Consider the following 20,604-nt stretch of genomic DNA (forward strand, 5'->3'; position numbering starts at 1 on the left):
AAGGCCCGCCCCGCTTCTCTCATGTGGAAGTCACCATGCTGACCGTCGCCCTCGATGCCGTCACGACGGCCGCCATGCTCTTCATCATCGCCGCCGGTCTCCTGATCGTGTTCGGCGTGATGAAGATCATCAACTTCGCCCACGCCGCCTTCCTCACCGTCGGCGCCTACTCGGCCCTCGTCGGCGCGCAACTGGGCCTGCCTTGGTTCCTGGTCCTGCCGCTGGCCTTCATCGCTGGTGCGATCTGCGGCGGCGTCACCGAGATCGTGATTGTCCGCCGTCTCTACAAGCGTCCCCTGGATGCGATCCTCGCCACCTGGGGCCTCGGCATCGTGCTGGGACAGCTCATCACCCTGACGTTCGGCCGCGAGGTCCAGTTCGTGCAGGCGCCGATCTCGGGCACGGTGCATCTGTTCGGCGCCGATTATTCCGCCTACCGGCTAGTCATGATCGTCGCGGCCATCGTCGTCGGTTTGCTCTTTACTGCCCTGCTCAACGGCACACGGCTGGGCCTATCGACTAAGGCCGTGATCATGAACGAGATGCTGGCGCAGGGACTCGGCGTCGATTCCTCGCGCGTCCGGCTGATCACCTTCGCGCTCGGCAGCGGGCTCGCCGCGCTGTCCGGCGCGCTGATCACGCCGCTGTCCAGCGTCGATCCGAACATGGGCGTGCCCTGGCTGATCGGCGCCTTCATGCTGGTCATGGTGTCCGGCGGCTCGCTGCTGGCGCTGGCCGGCTCCTGCGCGGTGCTCGGGACCCTGCAAGTGCTGGTCTCGACCTTCGTCAATCCGATCCTCGGCGGTCTCACCATTGCGATCTGCGCCGCCATTGTGCTGCGGATCCGGCCGGAGGGTTTTGCCCGTGCCTGACGCGCGCCCCCTCGCCTCTCGCGCGACATCTCCAACGAGCCGCGCGATGCCGCGCCTGATCGTCCCCGCCTTGCTGGTGGCGCTCGCCGCCGGCGTGGTCCTCGTCGCGCCGCTGCTGCTCGACACTTACCTCGTGAACATCCTGGTGCGCGCCTGCTTCGTGGCGATCGCGGCGATCACCGTGGACATCATGTGGGGCTATTGCGGCACGCTGACCTTCGGCCAATCCGCCTTCTTCGGCATCGGCGCCTACGCGCTCGCGATCATGTTCACCGAATATGGCTTCGGCACCTGGCAGATCTTCGCCGCGATCGGCGCCGCGGTCGCCGTTGCGGCCGCGGTCGCCGCCTTCACCGGCTGGCTGTCGTTCTACCCCGGCTCGACACCGCTCTACGCCTCGGTGATCTCGCTGGTCGTGCCGATCGTGCTGGTGCAGATCCTCTACTCCGGCGGCACGTTCACCGGCTCGTCGAGCGGCCTCGTCGGCTTCGAGAGTTTTGATCTGGAGATCGAGACCTGGCTGCGCCTCGCGGGCCTCGGACTGCTCGCAACCGCGGTTCTCGCGCTCGTCGTCATGCGCAGCGACACCGGCCGGCTGTTGTCGGCGTTGCGCGACAATGACTCGCGCTGCACCTATCTCGGCATCGACACCTCGCGGCTGCGCATTGTCGTGCTGGTGCTGTCGGCGATGGTCTCCGCGCTGGCCGGTTTCTTCTATGCCGGCTTCGGCGCGGTCGCCGCGCCGGAAAATGCCAGCTTCACCTTCGGCACCAATCTCGTGATCATGGTCGCGCTCGGTGGCCGTGGCACGGTGATCGGCCCGGTCATCGGCGCGCTGTGCATCGAGGTCGCAAGCGCCTATCTCGCCAACAGTCTTCCTTACGTCTGGGAACTGATCGTTGGCCTCGCGCTGATCGTGGTGATCCTGGTATTCCCCGACGGCCTGCTCGGCGCTGTCATGCGCCTCATCAAGCGAGGGCGCTCGGCGACAGGGACTGCGACGATCCTGCAACCGGCTACCGCCGCGACCGCCGTCAGCAATCCCGATGCTGTCGCCATCGAAGTGCGCGCGCTCGGCAAGCACTACGGCAGTCTCGCCGTGCTGGACGGCGTGCAGTTCACGGCGTATCGCGGCGAGCTGCTGAGCCTGGTCGGTCCCAACGGCGCCGGAAAGACCACGTTGATCCGCTGCCTGTCGGATGGGCGCGAGCGCTCGACCGGCGACGTTGCCATTGCAGGCCATGACATCGCCCGGCTGCCGCCGGACCGCGTCGTGCGGTTTGGCCTCGGACGCAAGTTCCAGACGGCGTCGGTGTTCGAAACGCTGACCGTCGCCGAATGCCTGCGCGTGGCGCGGACGCATGCCGATCCGCCAGCACTCACCTCCCGATCCGCCACGCTGGCGCTGCCGCCCGCGGCGATGTCGGTCGTGGAACGCTCCGGGCTCGCCGAACGGCTCGATGAAGAGGCCCGTAATCTCAGCCACGGGCTGAAGCAGGCGCTCGAGCTCGCCATGGTGCTGTCGCTCGAGCCCGACGTGCTGCTGCTCGACGAACCCACCGCCGGCCTGACCCGCGCCGAGCGGCAGGGCTTTGCCGACATCCTGACCAGCCTCGCCCGCCGCGACCGGCTCTGCATTCTCCTGGTCGAGCACGACCTCGATTTCGTCCGCGAGATCTCCTCGCGCATCATCGTGCTGCACCAGGGCCGCCTCGCGCTCGATGGCTCGGTCGACGAGGTCGTGAATAGCGAACTCGTGCGAGAGATCTATACGGGTCAGCACGTATCGCATGCGGAGGTGCCGGCATGAGCGCGATGCTGGAAGTCAAAGAGCTTGCGAGCGGCTACGGCTCCTCCGAGGTGATCAGCAATGTCGGCTTTGCGCTGGCGAAGGCCGAGACGCTCGCGATCGTCGGCAAGAACGGCATGGGCAAGACCTCGCTGCTCAAGGCCATTCTCGGCTTCCTGCCGGCGTGGCGCGGCAGCGTGAGGCTTGCCGGCAAGGACGTCACGCGGGTGGCGCCGCATCTGAAGCGCAAGATGGGGCTGGTCTATGTGCCGCAGGAGCATGCGCTGTTCCAGGACCTCTCGGTGCGGGACAATCTCCGGCTCGGCCTGTTGTCGGACAAGGATATCGACGCGCTGTTCGAGCAGGTTGGCGGCTGGTTTCCGGTGCTGACCAAGCGGCTCGGCCAGCGCGCCGGAACGTTGTCGGGCGGCGAGCAGAAGATGCTGATCGTCGCCCGGGCGCTGATGGCCAAGCCCGACGTGCTGCTGCTCGACGAGGTCACCGAGGGATTGCAGCCCTCGGTCGTCGATCGTCTCTCCGAGGTGCTGGTCCGCGCGCGCCGCGAGATCGGCACCTCCATGATCGTGGTGGAGCAGCACCTGCCTTTTGCCCTGTCGATCAGCGACCGCTACCTCGTCTTCAAGCGCGGCGAGATCGTCGATGCCGCCGAGGTCGATGCCGATGCCGCCGCGCGGATCGACGAGCATATGCGCATTTAGCGGACCCTCCGGCGGGAGAACAAGGAGATCAAGACCGGCAAGGTGATCAGGATGACAGCAGGCGCCAGCATCATGCCGGTCACCACCACGATCGCGAGCGGCTTCTGCACCTGGGAGCCGATGCCGGTCGAGACCGCGGCCGGCATCAGGCCGATGCCGGCGACGACGCAGGTCATCAGCACCGGCCGCAGCTGCAATTCGCCGGTGCGGATGACGGCCTCGATGCGCTCGACGCCCTCGTCGATCAGCTGGTTGAACTGCGACAGGATGATGATGCCGTCCATCACGGCGATGCCGAACAGCGCGATGAAGCCGATCGCCGCGGACACGCTGAACGGAATTCCGGTCAGCACCAGGCCCACGACGCCGCCGAAGATCGCCATCGGGATCACGCTCATGGCGAGCAGAGTGTCGGCCATCGAGCCGAAATTGAACCACAGGAGAACACCGATCAGCGCCAGGCTGATCGGCACTACGATCGACAGCCGCTTGATGGCGTCCTGCAGATTGCCGAACTCGCCGACCCACTCCACGCGCGAGCCGGCCGGCAGCTGCACCTGCTCGGCCACCTTCTGCTGCGCCTCCTGGATGGCGCTGCCGAGATCGCGCTCGCGCACCGAGAACTTGATCGGGAGATAGCGCTCCTGCTGCTCGCGATAGATATAGGCCGCGCCCGACACCAGCTTGATGGTCGCGACCTCGCTCAGCGGAATCTGCGTGATGCCATTCGGCCCCTGCGCGCCAATACGCAGGTTCTCAATCGCCTCGGCGCTCTTGCGATATTCCGGCGCGAGGCGGACGATGATCGGGAAATGCCGGTCGGAGCCCGGCTCGTAGAGATCGCCCGCGGTATCGCCGCCGATCGCGACCTTGATGGTGGCGTTGATGTCGCCGGGCGCAAGACCGTAGCGCGCGGCCTTGGCGCGGTCGATGTCGATCTGCACCGTCGGCTGGCCGAGCGAGGTGAACACCGCAAGATCGGTGACGCCCTGCACCGTCGACAGCACCTGCTTGATCTTGTTGGCGGTGTCGGTCAGCGCCTGCAGATCGTTGCCGTACAGCTTGATCGAGTTCTCGCCCTTCACGCCGGACACGGCCTCTGAGACGTTGTCCTGCAGATATTGCGAGAAGTTGAACTCGACGCCGGGAAAGCGGTCGTCGAGCTGCTTCAAGAGCTCGGCCGTGAGCTGGTCCTTGTCCTTGGTGCCGGGCCAGTCCTTCACCGGCTTCAGCGGGGCGAAGAACTCGGCGTTGAAGAATCCGGCGGCATCGGTGCCGTCGTCGGGGCGGCCGTGCTGCGAGACCACCGCCTCGACCTCTGGACGTGCGCGGATCATCTTGCGCATCTCGTTGACGTAGGCGTTGCCTTCCTGCAGCGAGATCGTCGGCGGCAGGGTGGCGCGGATCCAGAGGTTACCCTCTTCCAGCTTGGGCAGGAATTCCAGGCCGAGCAGCCGTCCGACCACCACCGTCAGCAGCACGAGGCCGATCGCGCCGGTCATCACCAGATTGCGGTTACCCACCGCCCAGCGTAGCACCGGGGCATAGATCGCGTGCAGCATCCGCATCAGCCGCGTCTCGGTCTCTTCGACATGCGCCGGCAGGATAATGGCGCTCAGCGCCGGGGTCACCGTGAACGTGGCGAGCAGACCGCCGGCGAGCGCATAAGCATAGGTGCGCGCCATCGGCCCGAAGATGTTGCCCTCGACTCCGCTCAAGGTGAACAGCGGCAGGAAGGCGGCGATGATGATCGCCGCGGCAAAGAAGATCGAGCGCGACACGTCGGCGGCCGCCGACAGGATCGCGTGGCTCTTCATGCCCATCATCGTCTCGGGCGAGATGTGGCTCGACTCCGCTTCCGACAAGGGCGTGGTCTGCGTGAGGCGCCGGAAGATCGCCTCGACCATGATCACGGTGGCGTCGACGATCAGGCCGAAATCGATCGCGCCGACCGACAGCAGGTTGGCGGACTCGCCGCGCAGCACCAGGATGATGACGGCGAAGAACAGCGCGAACGGAATCGTGGCGCCGACGATCAGCGCGCTTCTGAGATTGCCGAGGAATACCCATTGCAGCAGCACGATGAGGCCGATGCCGACCACCATGTTATGCAGCACGGTGTGGGTCGTGGTGTCGATCAGGTCCTTGCGGTCATAGATGCGCTCGATCCGCACGCCCGGCGGCAGGATGGTCGAATTGTTGATCTGGTCGACCAATTGCTCGACGCGCGCGATGGTCGGCGAGCTCTGCTCGCCGCGCCGCATCAGCACGATGCCCTGGACGATGTCGTCATTGTTATTGAGGCCGGCAATGCCGAGTCGCGGCTTCTCCGCCACGGTGACGTTGGCGACGTCCTTCACCAGCACCGGATTGCCGCCGCTCTGCGACACCATCGTGTTGGCGAGGTCGTCCATCGAGCGGATCAGGCCGACGCCACGCACCACCGCCGACTGCGTGCCGATCTCGACCGTGTTGCCGCCGACATTGATGTTGGAGTTGCCAACCGCCTGCAGCAGCTGCGGCAGGGTCAGGCCGTTGGCGACCAGCTTGTTGAAGTCGACCTGGATCTCATAGGTCTTGGTCTTGCCGCCCCAGCCGGTGACATCGATCACGCCGGGCACGGCGCGGAAGCGCCGCTGCAGCACCCAGTCCTGCAGGGTCTTGAGGTCGAGCACGCTGTAGCCGGGCGGACCGCGCAGCCGGTAGCGATAGATCTCGCCGACCGCGCTGAGCGGCGAGATCTGCGGGGTGACGTTGCCGGGCAAGGGCGACAACTGCGACAGCCGGTTCAGCACCTGCTGCAGCGCCTCGTCATAGGTGTAGTCGAACGAGAACTGCAGCTTGACGTCGGACAGGCCGTACAGCGAGATCGTTCGGATCGTGCGCAGGTTCTTGATGCCGGCGACCTGGGTTTCGATCGGAATCGTGATGTAGCGCTCGATCTCCTCGGCCGAGAGCCCGGGGCTCTGGGTCACGATGTCGACCATCGGCGGGGTGGGATCGGGATAGGCCTCGATATTCAACTGCCGGAAGGCGATCAGGCCACCGATCAGGATGGCGACGAACATTCCGACCATCAGGAAGCGCCGCTGGACGGCGATGGAAACGAGGCGGTCCATTCAGGTCGGAGCTTTCAGCACGGCAGGCAAGAGAACCACGTCAGCTGCCGGAGGCGGCGCGATCGATGAACAGGCTGCCCTTGGTCACGATCTGCTCGCCGGGGCTCAGATTGCTTTCGACCGCGACCTGATCGCCATTGATCAGGCCGGTCTTGATCTTGCGCAGCTCGATCGACTTGTCGGGGCGGGCGACCCAGACGCGCACCTGGTTGCCTTCGTAGATCAAGGCCTGCCGCGGCACCGCGACGGCGGGCTGCTCGCCAGGTGAATAAATCGTGACATTGGCGAACATCTCAGGCTTGAGCAGGCCGTCCTTGTTGTCGATGGTGGCCCGCACCAAGAGCCGGCGCGTAGCCGGGTCGATCGAGGCTGCCACGTAGTTGATGCTGGCCTTGAGCGGACGGCCGGGCAAGGCCAGCACGTGGACGAGAATCTCCTCGCCGATGTTCACGAGCGCGGCATCGCTCTCGCGCACGAAGGCGGTGAGCCAGACGGTCGAGAGATCGCCGATCACGAACACGGGATCGCTCGCGCCGGCATTGACGTACTGTCCCGGTCCGACCTTGCGCTGGACGACCGTGCCGCCGATCGGCGCGTAGATCGTGATCTCGCGGTCGATCACGCCCTTGCTCTGGAAGTTGCTGATCGCGGCATCGGTGAAGCCGAGGATCCGCAGCTTGTTGCGGGCGGCCTCGAGCGCGGTCTGCGACGACCGCATGTCGTTCTGCGCCTGGACGGAGGTCGCCTCCGCCTGCTGGAAATCCTTCAGCGGGATCGCCCGGCCCTCGAACAGGTCCTTGGCGCGCTTGTACTGGATGTCGGCGAGGTCGAGCGTCGACTTGGCCTTGTTCATCGAGGTGATGGCGGTGATGAAATCGTTCTGGGCCTGGACGGTATCTGCGGCCTCGATCACGAACAGCGGCTGGCCCTGGCGCACGGTCTCGCCGGGACGAGCGAGCAGCTTGGTCACGCGGCCGGCATAGGGGGAGAACACCGGCGTCGAGCGATCCTCATCGACAGCCACCTTGCCCTCGGTGATGTGCTCGGCGCGGAATATCTTTTCGCAAACCGGCTCGATCGTCAGCGTCGCCCATTCCGCCGCCGACGGAGTAAAGGTCGTGCCGTTGCGCTTGGACTGACTGGAGAGTTCGATGTTGTCCTTGGGGGCCGGCGCAGACCCCAACCGGGTATAGCCATAAGCGCCTGCTCCGGCGACCGCCAGCACGGCCAGACCCATCACCAGTCGCTTGGTGCTCATCAGCTGCGGATATGCGTTCGGTTCAGACGCCATGGCTCGTTGTATCCGTCGACGATTCCGGCATTGGCGGGCTCATCGTTGCCGCTAATAGTGCGGAACTGGAGCTTTAAACAACCTAAAAATCGCCAAACTCGCCGTTGTTTTGCTTTAAAAATTTGAAAGTTCAACGACAGCCGTTCAGCTTGTATTCAGCTCGTTTTGGGCAATCGCGATTTCCTTCGCGACGCACCATAATGTCATCCTGCCGTAATAAATCGCGAGGACGGTGTCGCGGCCGCCGAAGCCAACCTCCACGGGTACGCACCTACTCCATTTTCGAACTGCCGTTCGGCGCACAATCCGCGAATCGGACCGATCGCTTCGCGGCATCGGACCGCAGCCTCGCGGCGCGGATGCGCCCGAGTTGTGCTGATCGCTTCACCCTCTCGTGAGGAGGGCGCAGGGAAGGCCAGGCGCCGACTGACGCCTGCGGCCCGCCTGCTAACAAGAATGCAGGCGGCAGGTACCACAGGTGCAGCCGAAATCGTCCGGCCTTCCCTGCGCGACGGTCTTCACGCTTATACGCAGTCTGCCTGGTGCGCCGGCTTGTTGGCCACCATTCGCGACAATGCTTACGCACTGCGCGGGACACCAGCTTCGGGGTGCCAGCACGCTGCGACTTCACGTCCGCGCGCTGCCGTTCGTCCACGTGCAAGCACGCTGCGGCAACACCACGGCCATCGCTCCCCGCCCCGCGTGTCGTGACGATCGCGCGCTACGCCCCTTCTCGTTGGGACGGGATGCGCGAGAATAGAACACGAATTCTGAAAATTGTAAAGCGCTTTTTTCGTTGCAGGCCGACCGGCGTCGCCGTCCCTGGTTGATCTACTTCACCTTGGCCAGCGACCTCACCGCGAGTTCGCTGCGCGCCGACGGCTCGTTGACATAGCGCGCGATGGCCTGCGAGAGCAGCGTGGCGTCCATCAAATATTGCTGGGTTGGAATGGCGATGTGAGCGCCCATCAGGGCTTCGGATCGGCCGATCCGCTTGAGCGCATCGAGATGCCTTGCGGGCGGCGTCACCGCGATGGCATCAGGCTGATGCAGCCGGATGAGCAGGAAGGGATTGCGGTTCATCTCGGCGACTGCCAGATCCGCGATGTTGTCGAACGCGACAACGTAGGAAAAGCCGCGATAGCCGAAGGTGATCCCCGTCTCGTCGAACTGGATCGAGGTGCTCGGCAGCCAGCCGATCAGGACGGCGGCCAGCAGATAGCAGCCGAACATCAGCGAGGCGATCGACAGGCAACGAAACACGATCCCGTAGGACCAGCCGAACACGGTCAGGATCACGCCGAGAACTGCAAGCCAGGCGCCGAGGCCTCCGATCAGCACGCGCGAGGGGCGAATGGGGACACCGCCGGCGAGCATGACCCGCTCGGCCTTCGGCACCGAGCGCCGCTTGCGGATGATGATGCTGGCGGCGAGGACGGCGCCCGATCCGAAGAAGGCGATGGTGACGATGCCGACGTCGGGATTGGAGCGCAGCACGAGCACGCCGATGACGACGAACACCATGTTCAGGATGAAGAGAGAGCGGTCGGAGAGCTGCATGAGGAGAGGCTTCGTGGCGTGTTGGACGACAAGAATTGATATCGTGGCGATGAAGGCCACAAGATGGCCCGTCTGCCGACTTCGGGCGGAGCAGCGGTAGGCAGGGCAATCGCATGTGGCGATCGCCGTTTTGTGCTCGTCTCTCTCCACGTCGTCATGGCCGGGCTTGTCCCGGCCATCCACGTCCGCCGGCATGCTGAGAACGACGTAGATGCCCGGGCCTTCGCCGCGCCGAAGCGGCTTCGGCCGCGCAGGCGGGACAAGCCCGGGCATGACGGAGTAAATAACCTGCAGGATCGTTCGTCGCGACAGCCTGGAATGTCCACATGCGATTGCCCTGCCCTACAAGGCGAAGGTTCGATCCTACAAACTAACAAGCAAGAATGTAGGCATTGTACTTATCTCGTCACGTTGAAGGGATCGTGCAGCAGCACGCGCGATGTCGGCTGGGCGGTCCTCGCATGCAGGTTGTCGAGCCTCGATCGTCGAGCACTCCATACGGCTGCAGCCCGTCTCGATGGATCCTTGGCTTGCATCGAAGGTTGCTCCAGGGCGCGCTTGACCGCGAATAGCCGCAGGCGTCAGGCGACTCGTCGACCGCAACAGGGCGCGACGCGCGGGGCGGCGCGCGCACTCCGGGCATACCAACTGCCAAATTGCGCATATTGAGCAAATCATGTTTGCATTCTGCGCATTTCGAGCTTATTTGACCTGGGAGCGCATCTTTCTTCCCAGAAAAATGCGCAAAATGCCTAGAATTTGACGTTGTCAGGGAAGGACGCGGGACATGCAGGTGCCCATCAAGCAGACGATCGAGAAGGTGCCGGGCGGGATGATGGTGGTGCCGCTGCTGGTGGGCGCGCTGATCGCGACGTTCTTCCCCGAGACGCCGAAATTCTTCGGCTCCTTCACCGGTGCGCTGTTCTCGGGATCGCTGACCATCCTCGCCGTGTTCTACGTCTGCATGGGCGCCAGCATCGACTTCCGCGCCACGCCCTACATCGTCAAGAAGGGCGGCACCCTGCTGGTCGTGAAGGTCGGCGTCGCCGTGATCCTCGGCGTCATCTTCGGCCGCATTCTCGGCGAGACGCCGGTGACCTCGGGCATGTTCGCAGGAATCTCGACCCTCGCCATTGTGGCGGCGATGAACGACACCAATGGCGGGCTCTACATGGCGCTGATGGGCCAGTACGGACGGCCGCGCGACGTCGGCGCCTATACGATCATGACCCTGGAGAGCGGCCCGTTCCTGACCATGCTGACGCTTGGCGTCGCCGGCCTGTCGGCGTTTCCGTGGCAGGCGCTGGTCGGCGCCATCCTGCCGCTGGTCGTCGGCATGATCATCGGCAATCTCGACCGCGAGATGCGCGCGTTCCTGAGCCGCGCGATCCCGGTGATGATCCCGTTTTTCGCCTTCGCGCTCGGCGCCGGGCTCGACCTGTCGAAGGTCTGGCAGGCCGGCCTGCTCGGCCTCGGCATGGGCGTCGCGGTGGTGATCGTGACCGGCATTCCGCTGTTCCTCGCCGACCGCATCACTGGCGGCACGGGCGTCGCCGGCGTCGCCGCGGCCTCCACCGCGGGCAATGCGGCGGCCGTTCCGGCCATCGTGGCCGCCGCCAATCCGGCCTACGCCCCGGCGGCCGGCCCTGCCACCATCCTGATCGCGGCCTGCGTCGTCGTCACCGCCATCCTGACGCCGCTGCTGACCGCCTGGGTCAGCCGCAAGGTCGGCCCTGGCGTGGACACGGAGAGCGAGGACCAGGTGGCGACCGCTGCTGCGCTGACACCCACGCCACGTCCGGCAGGTCACTGATCCCATGGCAGGCTGGCTGATCGTCGCGGACGACCTCACCGGGGCAGCGGACTGCGCGATCGCCTTCGGGCGGCGCGGACGCGCCGCCGCGGTGACCTGGGGCGACGACGCGTCCGATCACCGGCTGCCCGTGCTCGCCTATGACGCGGCGAGCCGCGGCCTTTCGGCCGAGGACGCCGCCCGCCGGCACGGCGACGTGCTGGCGCGGCTTGCCCGGCCGGGGCAGCGGCTGTTCAAGAAGATCGACTCGACCTTGCGCGGACAGCCGGCGGCGGAGACGGCGGCGACGATTGCGCATCTCGCGCAATCGGGCCCGGCCTTCGGCGTGTTCGCCCCCGCCTTCCCGGCAACCGGCCGCACCACTGTGGACGGACGCATCCTGGTGCAGGGACGGCCGCTCGAACAGGCCGAGGTCTGGCAGCGCGACCACAGCTATGCCAGCGCCGATCTGGCTGACGTGCTCGCCACGGCGGCAGTGCGGTCCGAGAAGGTGGCCCTCGCCACCGTGCGTGGCCCCGACCTGAAGGACACGCTGGCTAGGCTCGCGGCCGAGGGAAACATCGTCGCGATCTGCGACGCCGAGACCGAGCAGGATCTGCACCTGATCGCGGCGGCGAGCAGCAGCGTCTCGCCGGCGCCGTTCTTCATCGGCAGCGCCGGGCTCGCGCATGCGCTGGCCGGTCTCGAGGCCGCAGAGACCGGCGAAACCTTGCGGATCCCCGCCAACGCCTGCGGGACCCTGATCGTGGTCGGCTCGCTCGCGGGAGCCTCGCGCAGTGCGGCGCGCGCGCTGCAGGCGAGCGGCAGCGTGCGGCATTTTCCGGTCGCGCCGGAGATGCTGCTCGGTCAGGATCATGACATCAGCGCTGCGCTCGCGGCAGAAGTGACCGCGCATCTCGCGCAAGGCGGCGATGCGCTCGTCGAGATCACGATGACCGATCACCCGGACATGCGGCTCGGCACTCAACTCGCAAACAATCTCGCCGACGCGCTGCAGACAGTCGCGCCCGCCGTCGGCGCCTTCGCGGCAACCGGCGGCGAGACCGCGGCCGCCCTGCTCGCGCGCTTCGGCGTCAACGGCATCCGTCTCGCCGACGAGATCGAGCCCGGCGTGTCGCTCGGCCTCACGCTCGGCCAGATGACCGTTCCGATTGCCACCAAGGCGGGCGCGTTCGGCGACGCGCACAGCCTGATCCGCATCAGCGAGCGCCTGCGCGCGATCCGAACCAGAGGAAGCTTCTCATGACCCGTCCGACCATCGCAATCACCATGGGAGATCCGGCCGGCATCGGGCCCGAGGTGATCATGAAGGCGTTGAACCATCCGGCGACGCGGTCGATCTGCAACCCGCTGGTGATCGGCGACGCGACGCGGCTGCGCAAAGCCGGCCGGATCGTCGGTACCGCCCGCGACGTCGACGCACTCGGCGCGGCCAGCGAGGCCGATTTCGCCTCCGGCGCCGTGCAATGCGTCGACCTGAAGATCGTGCCGGACGACCTGCCGTTCGGCCAGGTGTCGCCGGTGGCCGGCGAAGCCGCCTATCGCTACATCGAGAAGGCCGTCGAGATCGTGCAGTCGGGGACGGCGCAGGCGATCTGCACCGCTCCGCTCTCCAAGGAGGCGCTGCATGCGGCCGGGCACAGATTCCCGGGGCATACCGAACTGCTGGCGCATCTGACCGGGACGCCGGAAGTGTCGATGATGCTGGTGTCGCCGAAGCTGCGCGTCATCCACGTCACCACGCATATCGGCCTGCTCGACGCGATCGAGAAGATCGAGCCTGGGCTCGTCGAGCGCGTGATCACGCGCGGACATGACGTGCTGGTGCGCGCCGGCATCAAACATCCGAAGATCGGCGTCTGCGCCATCAATCCGCATGCCGGCGAGAACGGATTGTTCGGCCGCGGCGAGGAGGCCGTCAAGATCACGCCGGCCGTGGAAGCCTGCCAGCGCAAGGGCTGGGACGTGCGCGGCCCCCTGCCCGCCGACACGCTGTTCTTCCTGGCCGGCCGCGGCGACTACGACATGGTGGTGGCGATGTATCACGACCAGGGCCACGGCCCGATCAAGGTGCTGGGGCTGGAGGCCGGCGTGAACATCACGGTCGGCCTGCCCGTGATCCGCACCTCGGTCGACCACGGCACGGCGTTCGACATCGCCGGCAAGGGCATCGCCGACGAGCGCAGCCTGATCGAGGCGCTGCGCCAGGCTGCGGATCTCGCGCCGAGGCAGGCCGCCTGACGGATTGCGCAGCTGCGCCGGCATGCTATGGCGTCCGCTCATCAACCGGCGCCAATGAGCATGGCGCGGCAGTGAGGGTGAGAGGTCGATGTCGATGCGCAGCAAGGAGCGGCATGCCCGGCTCCTGGAAGCCCTGAACGCCGGCGAGATCGATGTCGACGATCTCGCGCGGCGCTTCGACGTCTCCGCCTCGACCGTGCGCCGCGACCTGCAGCATCTGTCGAAGAGCAACGCCGTGCGCCGCACCTATGGCGGCGCCATTCTCACCGGCCACGTCGCCGAGGCGACGCTGGAGCAGCGGCTGGCGGTGCAGGGCCGCGAGAAGCAGGCGATCGCGCGCGCGGCGGCCGAGCTGATCGAGGACGGCGACACCCTGATCCTCGACGCCGGCTCGACGGTGGCTGCGTTCGGCCGGCTGCTGTTGCAGCGGCGGCTGCGCATCATCACCAACAATCTTGCGCTGCTGCCCTTCCTCGCCAAGGCGCCGGCGATCGAGATCGTGGTGCTGGGCGGCGCGCTGCGCACCACCAGCATGAGCACGATGGGGCCGCTGGCGAGCGACGCGTTGCGGCGGATCACGGCCGACCGCGCGATCATGAGCGCCGACGGCGTGGTGACGGACCGCGGCCTGTGCGAGGCCGATCTCGACCAGGTGGCGCTGAAATCGCTGATGATGCAGCAGGCCCGCGAGTTGATCGTGCTCGCCGACGCCGGCAAGCTCGGCCGCGCCGAACAGGACGCCTGGGCCCCGCTGCCGCCGCGCTGGACCCTGGTGACGGACGACGGCGCGTCGGAGGCACAACGCGCGGCGTTTGCGGAAGCAGGTGCGCGGGTCGTGGTGGGCCGCGCCGGCTGAGGCGGCGCCTTGCGCGCCGGCCTCAATGGAAATCCCGCGAGCGCGGCAGGATGCGGACGTTGCGGGGGTGGCTGACGCGCTGGGAGGGGTTGTCGGGGTGGTCGCGGCGGTCGTCGTTGAGCGGCTCGGCGGGCATCTGCCCCTGCGGGATGGCGCCGAGGCGGTCGTCTGACAGCAGCGCGAGATCGGAGGTGCGGTCGACGAGGCACTCGGCGACGAGGTGCACGACCTTCTCGGGGCTGCTCTGGATGCGGCCCTCGACCAGCACCAGGCGCGCGCCCATCACCTCCTTGCGGAAGGTCTCCATCACCTTCGGCCACACCACGATGTTGGCGATGCCGGTCTCGTCTTCCAGGGTCATGAACACGACGCCCTTGGCGCTGCCCGGCCGCTGCCGCACCAGCACCACGCCGGCGCAGCGGATGCGGCGGCGATCGTTGGCGTCGTTGACATCGCGGCAGGCCAGCACGCCTTCGGCGGCGAAGCGCCGGCGCAGGAACTCCATCGGGTGGCCCTTCAGCGACAGGCGGATGGTCTGATAGTCGGCGACGACGTGCTCCGGCAGTGGCATCTCCGGCAGCGGCTGTGCGCCCTCGTCCGGCTGCTCACGGGCGATTGCCGCCTCGAACAGCGGCAGCGGCACATCGTCGGGCAGCCGGCGTACGGCCCAGAGTGCCGCGCGACGGTCGAGCCCGAGCGAGCGGAACGCGTCGGCATCGGCCAGCAGCAGCAGCGCGCGCTTGGGCAACGCGGTGTCGCGGGCGAAGTCCTCGAGCGAGGTGAACGGGCGGCGCTGGCGCGCGCGGATGATGCGGTCGGCCCAGTCGTCCTCGCGGTCGGCATTCGAGAGCAACATGTGGGTTTGTTGTTCGTTGTCATTCCGGGGCGATGCGACAGCGTCGCGCAATCCATCAATGAATTGTGAGTTGGACAACACTCTCTCCCCGCTGTCATTCCGGGGCGCCCGGAGGGCGAGCCCGGAATCCATACTCCCGATCGTGGTTATGGATTCCGGGCTCGCGCTGCGCGCGCCCCGGAATGACAGCGAGGGGATGGCTGGCAAGGAATGTGTGGAAACAGCCCTCGCCTCCCTTCGCACCGCTTCCGACAACTTCCTGATCCGCTCCTCGTCGCGGTCGATCCAGCGGAAGCCGTCGATCTGGCGGAAGCCGAGGCGGACGGCGCAGTATTTCCCGTCGGTTTTTTCCAGCGTGTTGTCGGCGAAGCTATAGGAGACATCGATGTCGCGGATCTCGACGCCGTTCTTGTGGGCGTCGCCGACGATCTGGGCCGGCGCGTAGAAGCCCATCGGCTGCGAGTTCAACAGCGCGCAGCAGAACGCGTCGGGATGGAAGCGCTTCAGCCAGGACGAGACATAGACCAGCTGCGCGAAGCTCGCGGCATGGCTTTCTGGGAAGCCGTAGGAGCCAAAACCCTTGATCTGGTCGAAGCAGCTCTTGGCGAAGGCCGGATCATAGCCGCGCGCGATCATGTTCGAGACCATCTTCTCCTCATAGGAGCCGATGGTGCCGACGTTGCGGAACGTCGCCATCGCGCGGCGCAGGCCGTTGGCCTCTTCGGGCGAGAACTTTGCGGCCTCGATCGCGATCCGCATCGCCTGCTCCTGGAACAGGGGCACGCCGAGCGTCTTGTGCAGGACCTTGTAGAGCTCGTCTTTCGGACCACTCGCAGGCGCCGGATAGCTGACCTTCTCGAGACCGTTGCGACGGCGCAAGTATGGATGCACCATGTCGCCCTGGATCGGGCCGGGCCTGACGATCGCGACCTCGATGACGAGATCGTAGAAGGTGCGCGGCTTCAGCCGCGGCAGCATGTTCATCTGCGCCCGGCTCTCGACCTGGAACACGCCGAGCGACTCGCCCTTGCACAGCATGTCGTAGACCTTCGGGTCCTCGCGCGGCACCGACGCCAGATCGTAATGAATATCCTTGTGCTGCTCGATCAGCGCAAAACTCTTGCGGATGCAGGTCAGCATGCCCAGCGCGAGCACGTCGACCTTCATCATGCTGAGCGCGTCGACATCGTCCTTGTCCCATTCGATGAAGGTGCGGTCGTCCATCGCGGCGTTGCCGATCGGCACGTAGCTGTCGAGCCGGTCCTGCGTCAGCACGTAGCCGCCGACATGCTGCGAGAGGTGGCGCGGAAAGGTGATCAACTCCGAGGCGAGCTCCACCGCGCGACGGATCATCGGATTTTTCGGATCGAGCCCAGCCTGGCGCACCTGCATGTCCGAGAGGCCGTCGCCCCAGCTGCCCCATACGGTATCGGCGAGCACGGAGGTGACGTCCTCGGTCAGGCCGAGCGCCTTGCCGACGTCGCGGATGGCGCTGCGCGGGCGATAATGGATGACGGTGGCGATGATCGCCGCGCGGTGGCGGCCGTAGCGGCGGTAGACATATTGCATCACCTCCTCGCGCCGCGAATGCTCGAAATCGACGTCGATATCCGGCGGCTCCAGCCGCTCCTTGGAGATGAAGCGCTCGAACAACAGGTCGATCTTGGTCGGATCGACCGAGGTGATGCCGAGCACGTAGCAGACAGCCGAGTTCGCCGCGGAGCCGCGGCCCTGGCACAGGATGCCCTGGCTGCGGGCGTAGCGCACGATGTCGTGGACGGTCAGGAAATAGTGCGCGTAGTTGAGCTCGGCGATCAGCGCCAGTTCCTTGTTGAGGACTGCGCGTAGCTTGGTATCGAGCTTGTCGCCGAAATAGCTCTTGGCGCCGGCCCAGGTCAGGTCCTCCAGATGGCCCTGCGCGGTCTTGCCGGGCGGTACCGGCTCGTCGGGATATTGGTATTTGAGCTGGTCGAGCGAGAAGCTGATGCGGTCGGCGAAACGGAGAGTTTCGGTGATGGCGTCGGGATGATCGCGGAACAGCCGCGCCATCTCATGTCCCGGCTTGAGATGGCGCTCGGCATTGGCCTGCAGGCGGCGGCCGATGCTCTCGATCGAGGCCTTCTCGCGGATGCAGGTCAGCACGTCCTGCAGCATGCGCTGGCTAGGTTGATGATAGAGCACGTCGTTGGTGGCGATCAGCGGCACCTTGGCGGACGCGGCGAGACGCGCCAGCCGCGCCAGCCGGCGGCGGTCGTCGCCGCGATACTGCAGGCTGCCGGCGAGCCAAACGCCTTCGGCGGGGCTGTCTTTCAGACGAGCAAGGATGTTGCCGAGGGCGTCCTCGCCGAAGCGATGCGGCGGCATCAGCACCACGAGCTGGCCGTCGATGAAGTCGAACAGATCCTCGAACGTCAGGCGACAATCACCCTTGGCGACCTTGTCGAGGTCGCTGCCGCGCTTGCCGCGGGTGAGCAGCTGGCACAGCCGGCCATAGGCGGCGCGATCGCGCGGATAGACCAGGATGTCCGGCGTGCCGCAGGTGAACACCAGCCGCGTGCCGTAGAGCAGTTTTGGCTTGTAGCTCAGCTGGTCGTTGTTCAGCTCGCTATAGGCGCGGACGATGCCGGCCAGCGTGTTGTGGTCGGCGATGCCGATGGCGGTGAGGCCGTCATCGGCGGCCTGGTGCACATAGGCCTGGGGATGCGAGCCGCCGTGCAGGAAGGAGAAATTGGTGGTGACGCCGATCTCGGCGTAGGCGACGGGAGTCATGGCGCGGCCGCAGCGAATGCTGGGTCGGCGACAATGTGATCCATAAATACAGGTGATTTGTCCTGCCGCAGCGGCTTGCACAAGCGCCGTCGTTCCGGGGCGCGCGGAGCTTGAGGCCGACGCATGTCGGCCTCAAGTCGGAGCGCGAGCCCGGAACCCATACCCACAGGGTGCCGTTTGAGGCACGCTGGTGGTGGGCATCTCCACTCACGACATCGGCCTGTGGTTATGGATTCCGGGCTCATTCGCGCTGCTTCAAAATGGCTTCGCCATTTTGCGCGCGAATGCCCCGGAATGACGGAGTCATTAACACCGAGTTCGTGGCGCGCATCTGGAAGGACTACCCCTCTGCCATTGCTCGCTGCGATCGCCCTGCCCCTCATGCGAACAGGCCGTGCATGTACCAGAGGGGCTGCACCGGCGGGCCGTTCTCCGGCTGCTCGAATTCACGATCATACAGGCCGTCGCGATAAAGCCAGAAGCGCAGGCCGTGCTCGTCTTCGACGCGGAAATAGTCGCGGGTCAGGCCCTGGCCGTCGGGGCGCCACCATTCCATCGCGATGCGTTCCGGGCCTTCGGCGCGGACCACCGCATGCGCGGCGCGGCGCCAGACGAAGCGGGCGGGCGGGCCGTCGGGGACGCCGGCGATCACTTGAATGGCCTCGGGGCGCGCGAACAGCCTCAAAGGACGCAGCGGCGGCTCGCCGTCGGTACGTTCGGGCCAGGCGGCGGTGCTGGTGGCCGCGAGATTGTGCTGGGCCGGCAGCGGCAGCGCCGCGCGCTCGGGGACATGGGTGTCGACCGGCAGATGCACGACGACGCGTTTTCCGCCGATGCGCGCGGCGATGCGGTCGATCAGCGCCGACAGTTCGTCATTGTCGTGGACATGGGCGTCGAGATCGCGCTGCTGCTGCACCACGATCTCGCTGCGGCCGGCGGCGAGCCGGATCATGTCGAAGCCGAAGCCGGGATCGAGCGGATCGCTCAAGGCCTCCAGCCGCTCGCGGAACAGCCGGTCTATCACGGCGGCGTCCGTCACCGGCTGGCCGGTATCGACCGCGATGACACGCACCAAGCCGTCGGTGCGGAAGAAGCAGGCCTCCAGCCGCCGCGCGCCCTTGCCCTGCTGCGCCATCGCCGCCACCAGCATCGCCGCAAGGCTGGAGAGGCTCGCCGCGATCACGGTGTCGGTCGCGACCGGCTCGGCAAAGCGCTTGTCGACGATGTAGTCCGGCGGGACCTTGCGCGGGCTGATCGGCGCGTCGGCCTCGCCCAGCGCCTGCGCCAGCACACGGGTGAAGGCGGCGCCGAAGCGCGCGGTGATCTCGTTGCGGCCGCGCGATGCGACGTCACCGATGGTCTTGAGGCCGGCGCGGCGCAGGCCGAGCGTGATCGCGTCGCTGCCGCCGAGCGCGGCCACCGGCAGGGCCGAGACCGCCGCCGCCTCCTCGCCATCCGGCACGATACGGCCATGGACCTGCCGGTTCAGCGTCCGCGCGCACACCGCGTTGGAGGCGATCGCCGCCGACACGGTGAGGCCATGCGCCGTCAGCGCATCGCACACCGACTGCATCAGCTTGGCCTCGCCGCCGAACAGATGCACGCAGCCGGTGATGTCGAGCGACAGCCCGTGCGGCGGATCGAGCGCCACCAAGGGCGTGAAGCGGTCGCACCAGTCGGCGATGCTCTCCAGCAGCCTGGCGTCGGCGGCGAGATCGGCCTCGTGCGCGACGAGATCGGGACAGACCGCGCGGGCATTCGCCAAGGGCTGGCCGAGCGACACGCCGTGGCGCGCCGCCGCCTCGTCGAGCGAATGGATGAGAAGCGCATTGGCGTCCTTGATGACGACGACCTGCGGCTTGCCTTGCTCAAGCGGATCGGCGGCGCGGCTCCGCTTGATGCGCTCGATGGGCAGGCGCGGCAGCCACAGGCTGAGGATCCGCCGCCGGTTCGCTGAAACGGCACGCATCGGGCATCCACTCCATGATCCATCGTCCGGTCTGGCCGTGACGGTTGCGAATGAGTTCGGCATCGAGGCGCGGCGCGCCCCACGCCATCCATGGCGCGACCACAGGCGACGGCGCGGTGCGCACCATCCAGCGCGTCTCCGCGGTCGACGGCTCCGGCGTCGCGGCGACGCGCAACAGCAGCGCGGTCACGCCGGACTCCTGCGCCGCCAGGGTCAGCTTGCGGCTGGCGACGAGATCGAGCTTTTGCGTCTCGCCCCACACCTCCAGCATCACGCCGCCCAGCGCATCGCAGGCGAGTGCATCGGCGGCGGTGCGCAGGGCATGATCGAGATCGGGCGCGCGCACGACCACGAGGCGGCGCGGATCGAGGCCGAGCTCGGCGAGCCCGCTCATCGACAGCGCGCCGGCCTCGCGCTCGGCAAAGTCCTGCCGGATCCAGATCAGCGGCTTCCGTGCGGCAACGCGCGCGGCGAGGCCACACACGAAGCCGGTCGCGGCCGCCGCCTGGCGGCCGCCTTCCGCGAACACCTCGTGCAGCGCGCCGGTGGCGAGCCCGCCCTGCAGCACCGCGTCCGCCTCGTCATGGCCGAGCGCGACCCGGCGCAGATCATGCGCGCCATCGGCCGCTTCGAGACGGGCAATGCGGCCGCGCAGACGCGCGAGCGTATCCATGCGTGCGCCGGTCATCCGTCGCCGCTCCTTTCAATCCATCGTGCGAGTGCTGCCGTTCTTCAAAATGAATGCAGGCA

Annotated in this window: 13 protein-coding genes; 7 read left to right on the forward strand and 6 right to left on the reverse strand. The window is 66.8% G+C overall.

The features are described from left to right. Nucleotides 1-35 precede the first annotated feature (35 nt). Genes ACQR1Y_RS03655 through ACQR1Y_RS03665 form a run of 3 tightly spaced genes read left to right on the forward strand, consistent with a single transcriptional unit; the run spans nucleotide 36 to nucleotide 3,380 of the window. Nucleotides 36-872 (forward strand): branched-chain amino acid ABC transporter permease, encoded by an 837-nt coding sequence (locus ACQR1Y_RS03655; RefSeq protein ID WP_434875386.1) that lies wholly within the window; start codon nucleotides 36-38, stop codon nucleotides 870-872. A 46-nt stretch (nucleotides 873-918) separates the two neighbouring features. Then, nucleotides 919-2,682 carry a branched-chain amino acid ABC transporter ATP-binding protein/permease gene (locus ACQR1Y_RS03660; RefSeq protein WP_434875385.1) on the forward strand — a complete coding sequence of 588 codons (1,764 nt, stop codon included), beginning with the start codon at nucleotides 919-921 and terminating at the stop codon, nucleotides 2,680-2,682. Continuing rightward, entirely contained in the window at nucleotides 2,679-3,380 is a 702-nt protein-coding gene (locus ACQR1Y_RS03665; RefSeq protein WP_434875384.1) for an ABC transporter ATP-binding protein, read from the forward strand. Before ACQR1Y_RS03660 ends, ACQR1Y_RS03665 begins: the two co-directional genes overlap by 4 nt. Here ACQR1Y_RS03665 and ACQR1Y_RS03670 read toward each other — a convergent pair. The 3 genes from ACQR1Y_RS03670 to ACQR1Y_RS03680 form a co-directional block, all read right to left on the reverse strand. Then, nucleotides 3,377-6,499, reverse strand: coding sequence for an efflux RND transporter permease subunit (locus tag ACQR1Y_RS03670; protein WP_434875383.1), 3,123 nt, complete (start codon nucleotides 6,497-6,499; stop codon nucleotides 3,377-3,379). The genes ACQR1Y_RS03665 and ACQR1Y_RS03670 overlap by 4 nt on opposite strands. A gap of 40 nt (nucleotides 6,500-6,539) precedes the next feature. Beyond that, nucleotides 6,540-7,757, reverse strand: coding sequence for an efflux RND transporter periplasmic adaptor subunit (locus ACQR1Y_RS03675; protein WP_434875610.1), 1,218 nt, complete (start codon nucleotides 7,755-7,757; stop codon nucleotides 6,540-6,542). Nucleotides 7,758-8,621: 864 nt separating this feature from the next. Beyond that, entirely contained in the window at nucleotides 8,622-9,350 is a 729-nt protein-coding gene (locus ACQR1Y_RS03680) for a hypothetical protein (protein WP_434875382.1), read from the reverse strand. 787 nt (nucleotides 9,351-10,137) lie between these two features. Between ACQR1Y_RS03680 and ACQR1Y_RS03685 the strand changes: the two genes are divergently transcribed. The 4 genes from ACQR1Y_RS03685 to ACQR1Y_RS03700 all read left to right on the forward strand — a co-directional run bounded on the left by ACQR1Y_RS03685 (nucleotide 10,138) and on the right by ACQR1Y_RS03700 (nucleotide 14,260). Further along, a complete protein-coding gene (locus ACQR1Y_RS03685) occupies nucleotides 10,138-11,163 on the forward strand; it encodes a 2-keto-3-deoxygluconate permease (protein ID WP_434875381.1) in 1,026 nt (341 codons plus the stop codon). 4 nt (nucleotides 11,164-11,167) lie between these two features. After that, nucleotides 11,168-12,409 carry a four-carbon acid sugar kinase family protein gene (locus ACQR1Y_RS03690; RefSeq protein ID WP_434875380.1) on the forward strand — a complete coding sequence of 414 codons (1,242 nt, stop codon included), beginning with the start codon at nucleotides 11,168-11,170 and terminating at the stop codon, nucleotides 12,407-12,409. Continuing rightward, nucleotides 12,406-13,404: a 4-hydroxythreonine-4-phosphate dehydrogenase PdxA gene (pdxA, locus tag ACQR1Y_RS03695; RefSeq protein WP_434875379.1), complete on the forward strand. Its 999-nt coding sequence runs from the start codon at nucleotides 12,406-12,408 to the stop codon at nucleotides 13,402-13,404. The genes ACQR1Y_RS03690 and pdxA overlap by 4 nt, the downstream gene beginning before the upstream one ends. 88 nt (nucleotides 13,405-13,492) lie before the next feature. After that, entirely contained in the window at nucleotides 13,493-14,260 is a 768-nt protein-coding gene (locus ACQR1Y_RS03700; RefSeq protein WP_434875378.1) for a DeoR/GlpR family DNA-binding transcription regulator, read from the forward strand. Nucleotides 14,261-14,282: 22 nt separating this feature from the next. Here ACQR1Y_RS03700 and ACQR1Y_RS03705 read toward each other — a convergent pair whose 3' ends face one another. The 3 genes from ACQR1Y_RS03705 to ACQR1Y_RS03715 all read right to left on the reverse strand — a co-directional run bounded on the left by ACQR1Y_RS03705 (nucleotide 14,283) and on the right by ACQR1Y_RS03715 (nucleotide 20,542). After that, complete coding sequence (locus ACQR1Y_RS03705) at nucleotides 14,283-17,885, reverse strand: error-prone DNA polymerase (protein ID WP_434875377.1); 3,603 nt, start codon at nucleotides 17,883-17,885, stop codon at nucleotides 14,283-14,285. Nucleotides 17,886-18,264: 379 nt separating this feature from the next. Continuing rightward, nucleotides 18,265-19,854 (reverse strand): Y-family DNA polymerase, encoded by a 1,590-nt coding sequence (locus ACQR1Y_RS03710; RefSeq protein ID WP_434875376.1) that lies wholly within the window; start codon nucleotides 19,852-19,854, stop codon nucleotides 18,265-18,267. Continuing rightward, nucleotides 19,754-20,542: an ImuA family protein gene (locus ACQR1Y_RS03715; RefSeq protein WP_434875375.1), complete on the reverse strand. Its 789-nt coding sequence runs from the start codon at nucleotides 20,540-20,542 to the stop codon at nucleotides 19,754-19,756. The genes ACQR1Y_RS03710 and ACQR1Y_RS03715 overlap by 101 nt, the downstream gene beginning before the upstream one ends. Nucleotides 20,543-20,604 lie beyond the last annotated feature (62 nt).

The sequence above is a fragment of the Bradyrhizobium sp. HKCCYLRH3099 genome, from assembly GCF_051167855.1.
Lineage (GTDB): Bacteria > Pseudomonadota > Alphaproteobacteria > Rhizobiales > Xanthobacteraceae > Bradyrhizobium.

Coding starts and splice junctions, on each gene's coding strand:
- ACQR1Y_RS03655 (WP_434875386.1), top strand. CDS start 36: ATGCTGACCGTCGCCCTCGATGCCGTCACGACGGCCGCCATGCTCTTC.
- ACQR1Y_RS03660 (WP_434875385.1), top strand. CDS start 919: ATGCCGCGCCTGATCGTCCCCGCCTTGCTGGTGGCGCTCGCCGCCGGC.
- ACQR1Y_RS03665 (WP_434875384.1), top strand. CDS start 2,679: ATGAGCGCGATGCTGGAAGTCAAAGAGCTTGCGAGCGGCTACGGCTCC.
- ACQR1Y_RS03670 (WP_434875383.1), bottom strand. CDS start 6,499: ATGGACCGCCTCGTTTCCATCGCCGTCCAGCGGCGCTTCCTGATGGTC.
- ACQR1Y_RS03675 (WP_434875610.1), bottom strand. CDS start 7,757: ATGAGCACCAAGCGACTGGTGATGGGTCTGGCCGTGCTGGCGGTCGCC.
- ACQR1Y_RS03680 (WP_434875382.1), bottom strand. CDS start 9,350: ATGCAGCTCTCCGACCGCTCTCTCTTCATCCTGAACATGGTGTTCGTC.
- ACQR1Y_RS03685 (WP_434875381.1), top strand. CDS start 10,138: ATGCAGGTGCCCATCAAGCAGACGATCGAGAAGGTGCCGGGCGGGATG.
- ACQR1Y_RS03690 (WP_434875380.1), top strand. CDS start 11,168: ATGGCAGGCTGGCTGATCGTCGCGGACGACCTCACCGGGGCAGCGGAC.
- pdxA (WP_434875379.1), top strand. CDS start 12,406: ATGACCCGTCCGACCATCGCAATCACCATGGGAGATCCGGCCGGCATC.
- ACQR1Y_RS03700 (WP_434875378.1), top strand. CDS start 13,493: ATGTCGATGCGCAGCAAGGAGCGGCATGCCCGGCTCCTGGAAGCCCTG.
- ACQR1Y_RS03705 (WP_434875377.1), bottom strand. CDS start 17,885: ATGACTCCCGTCGCCTACGCCGAGATCGGCGTCACCACCAATTTCTCC.
- ACQR1Y_RS03710 (WP_434875376.1), bottom strand. CDS start 19,854: ATGCGTGCCGTTTCAGCGAACCGGCGGCGGATCCTCAGCCTGTGGCTG.
- ACQR1Y_RS03715 (WP_434875375.1), bottom strand. CDS start 20,542: ATGACCGGCGCACGCATGGATACGCTCGCGCGTCTGCGCGGCCGCATT.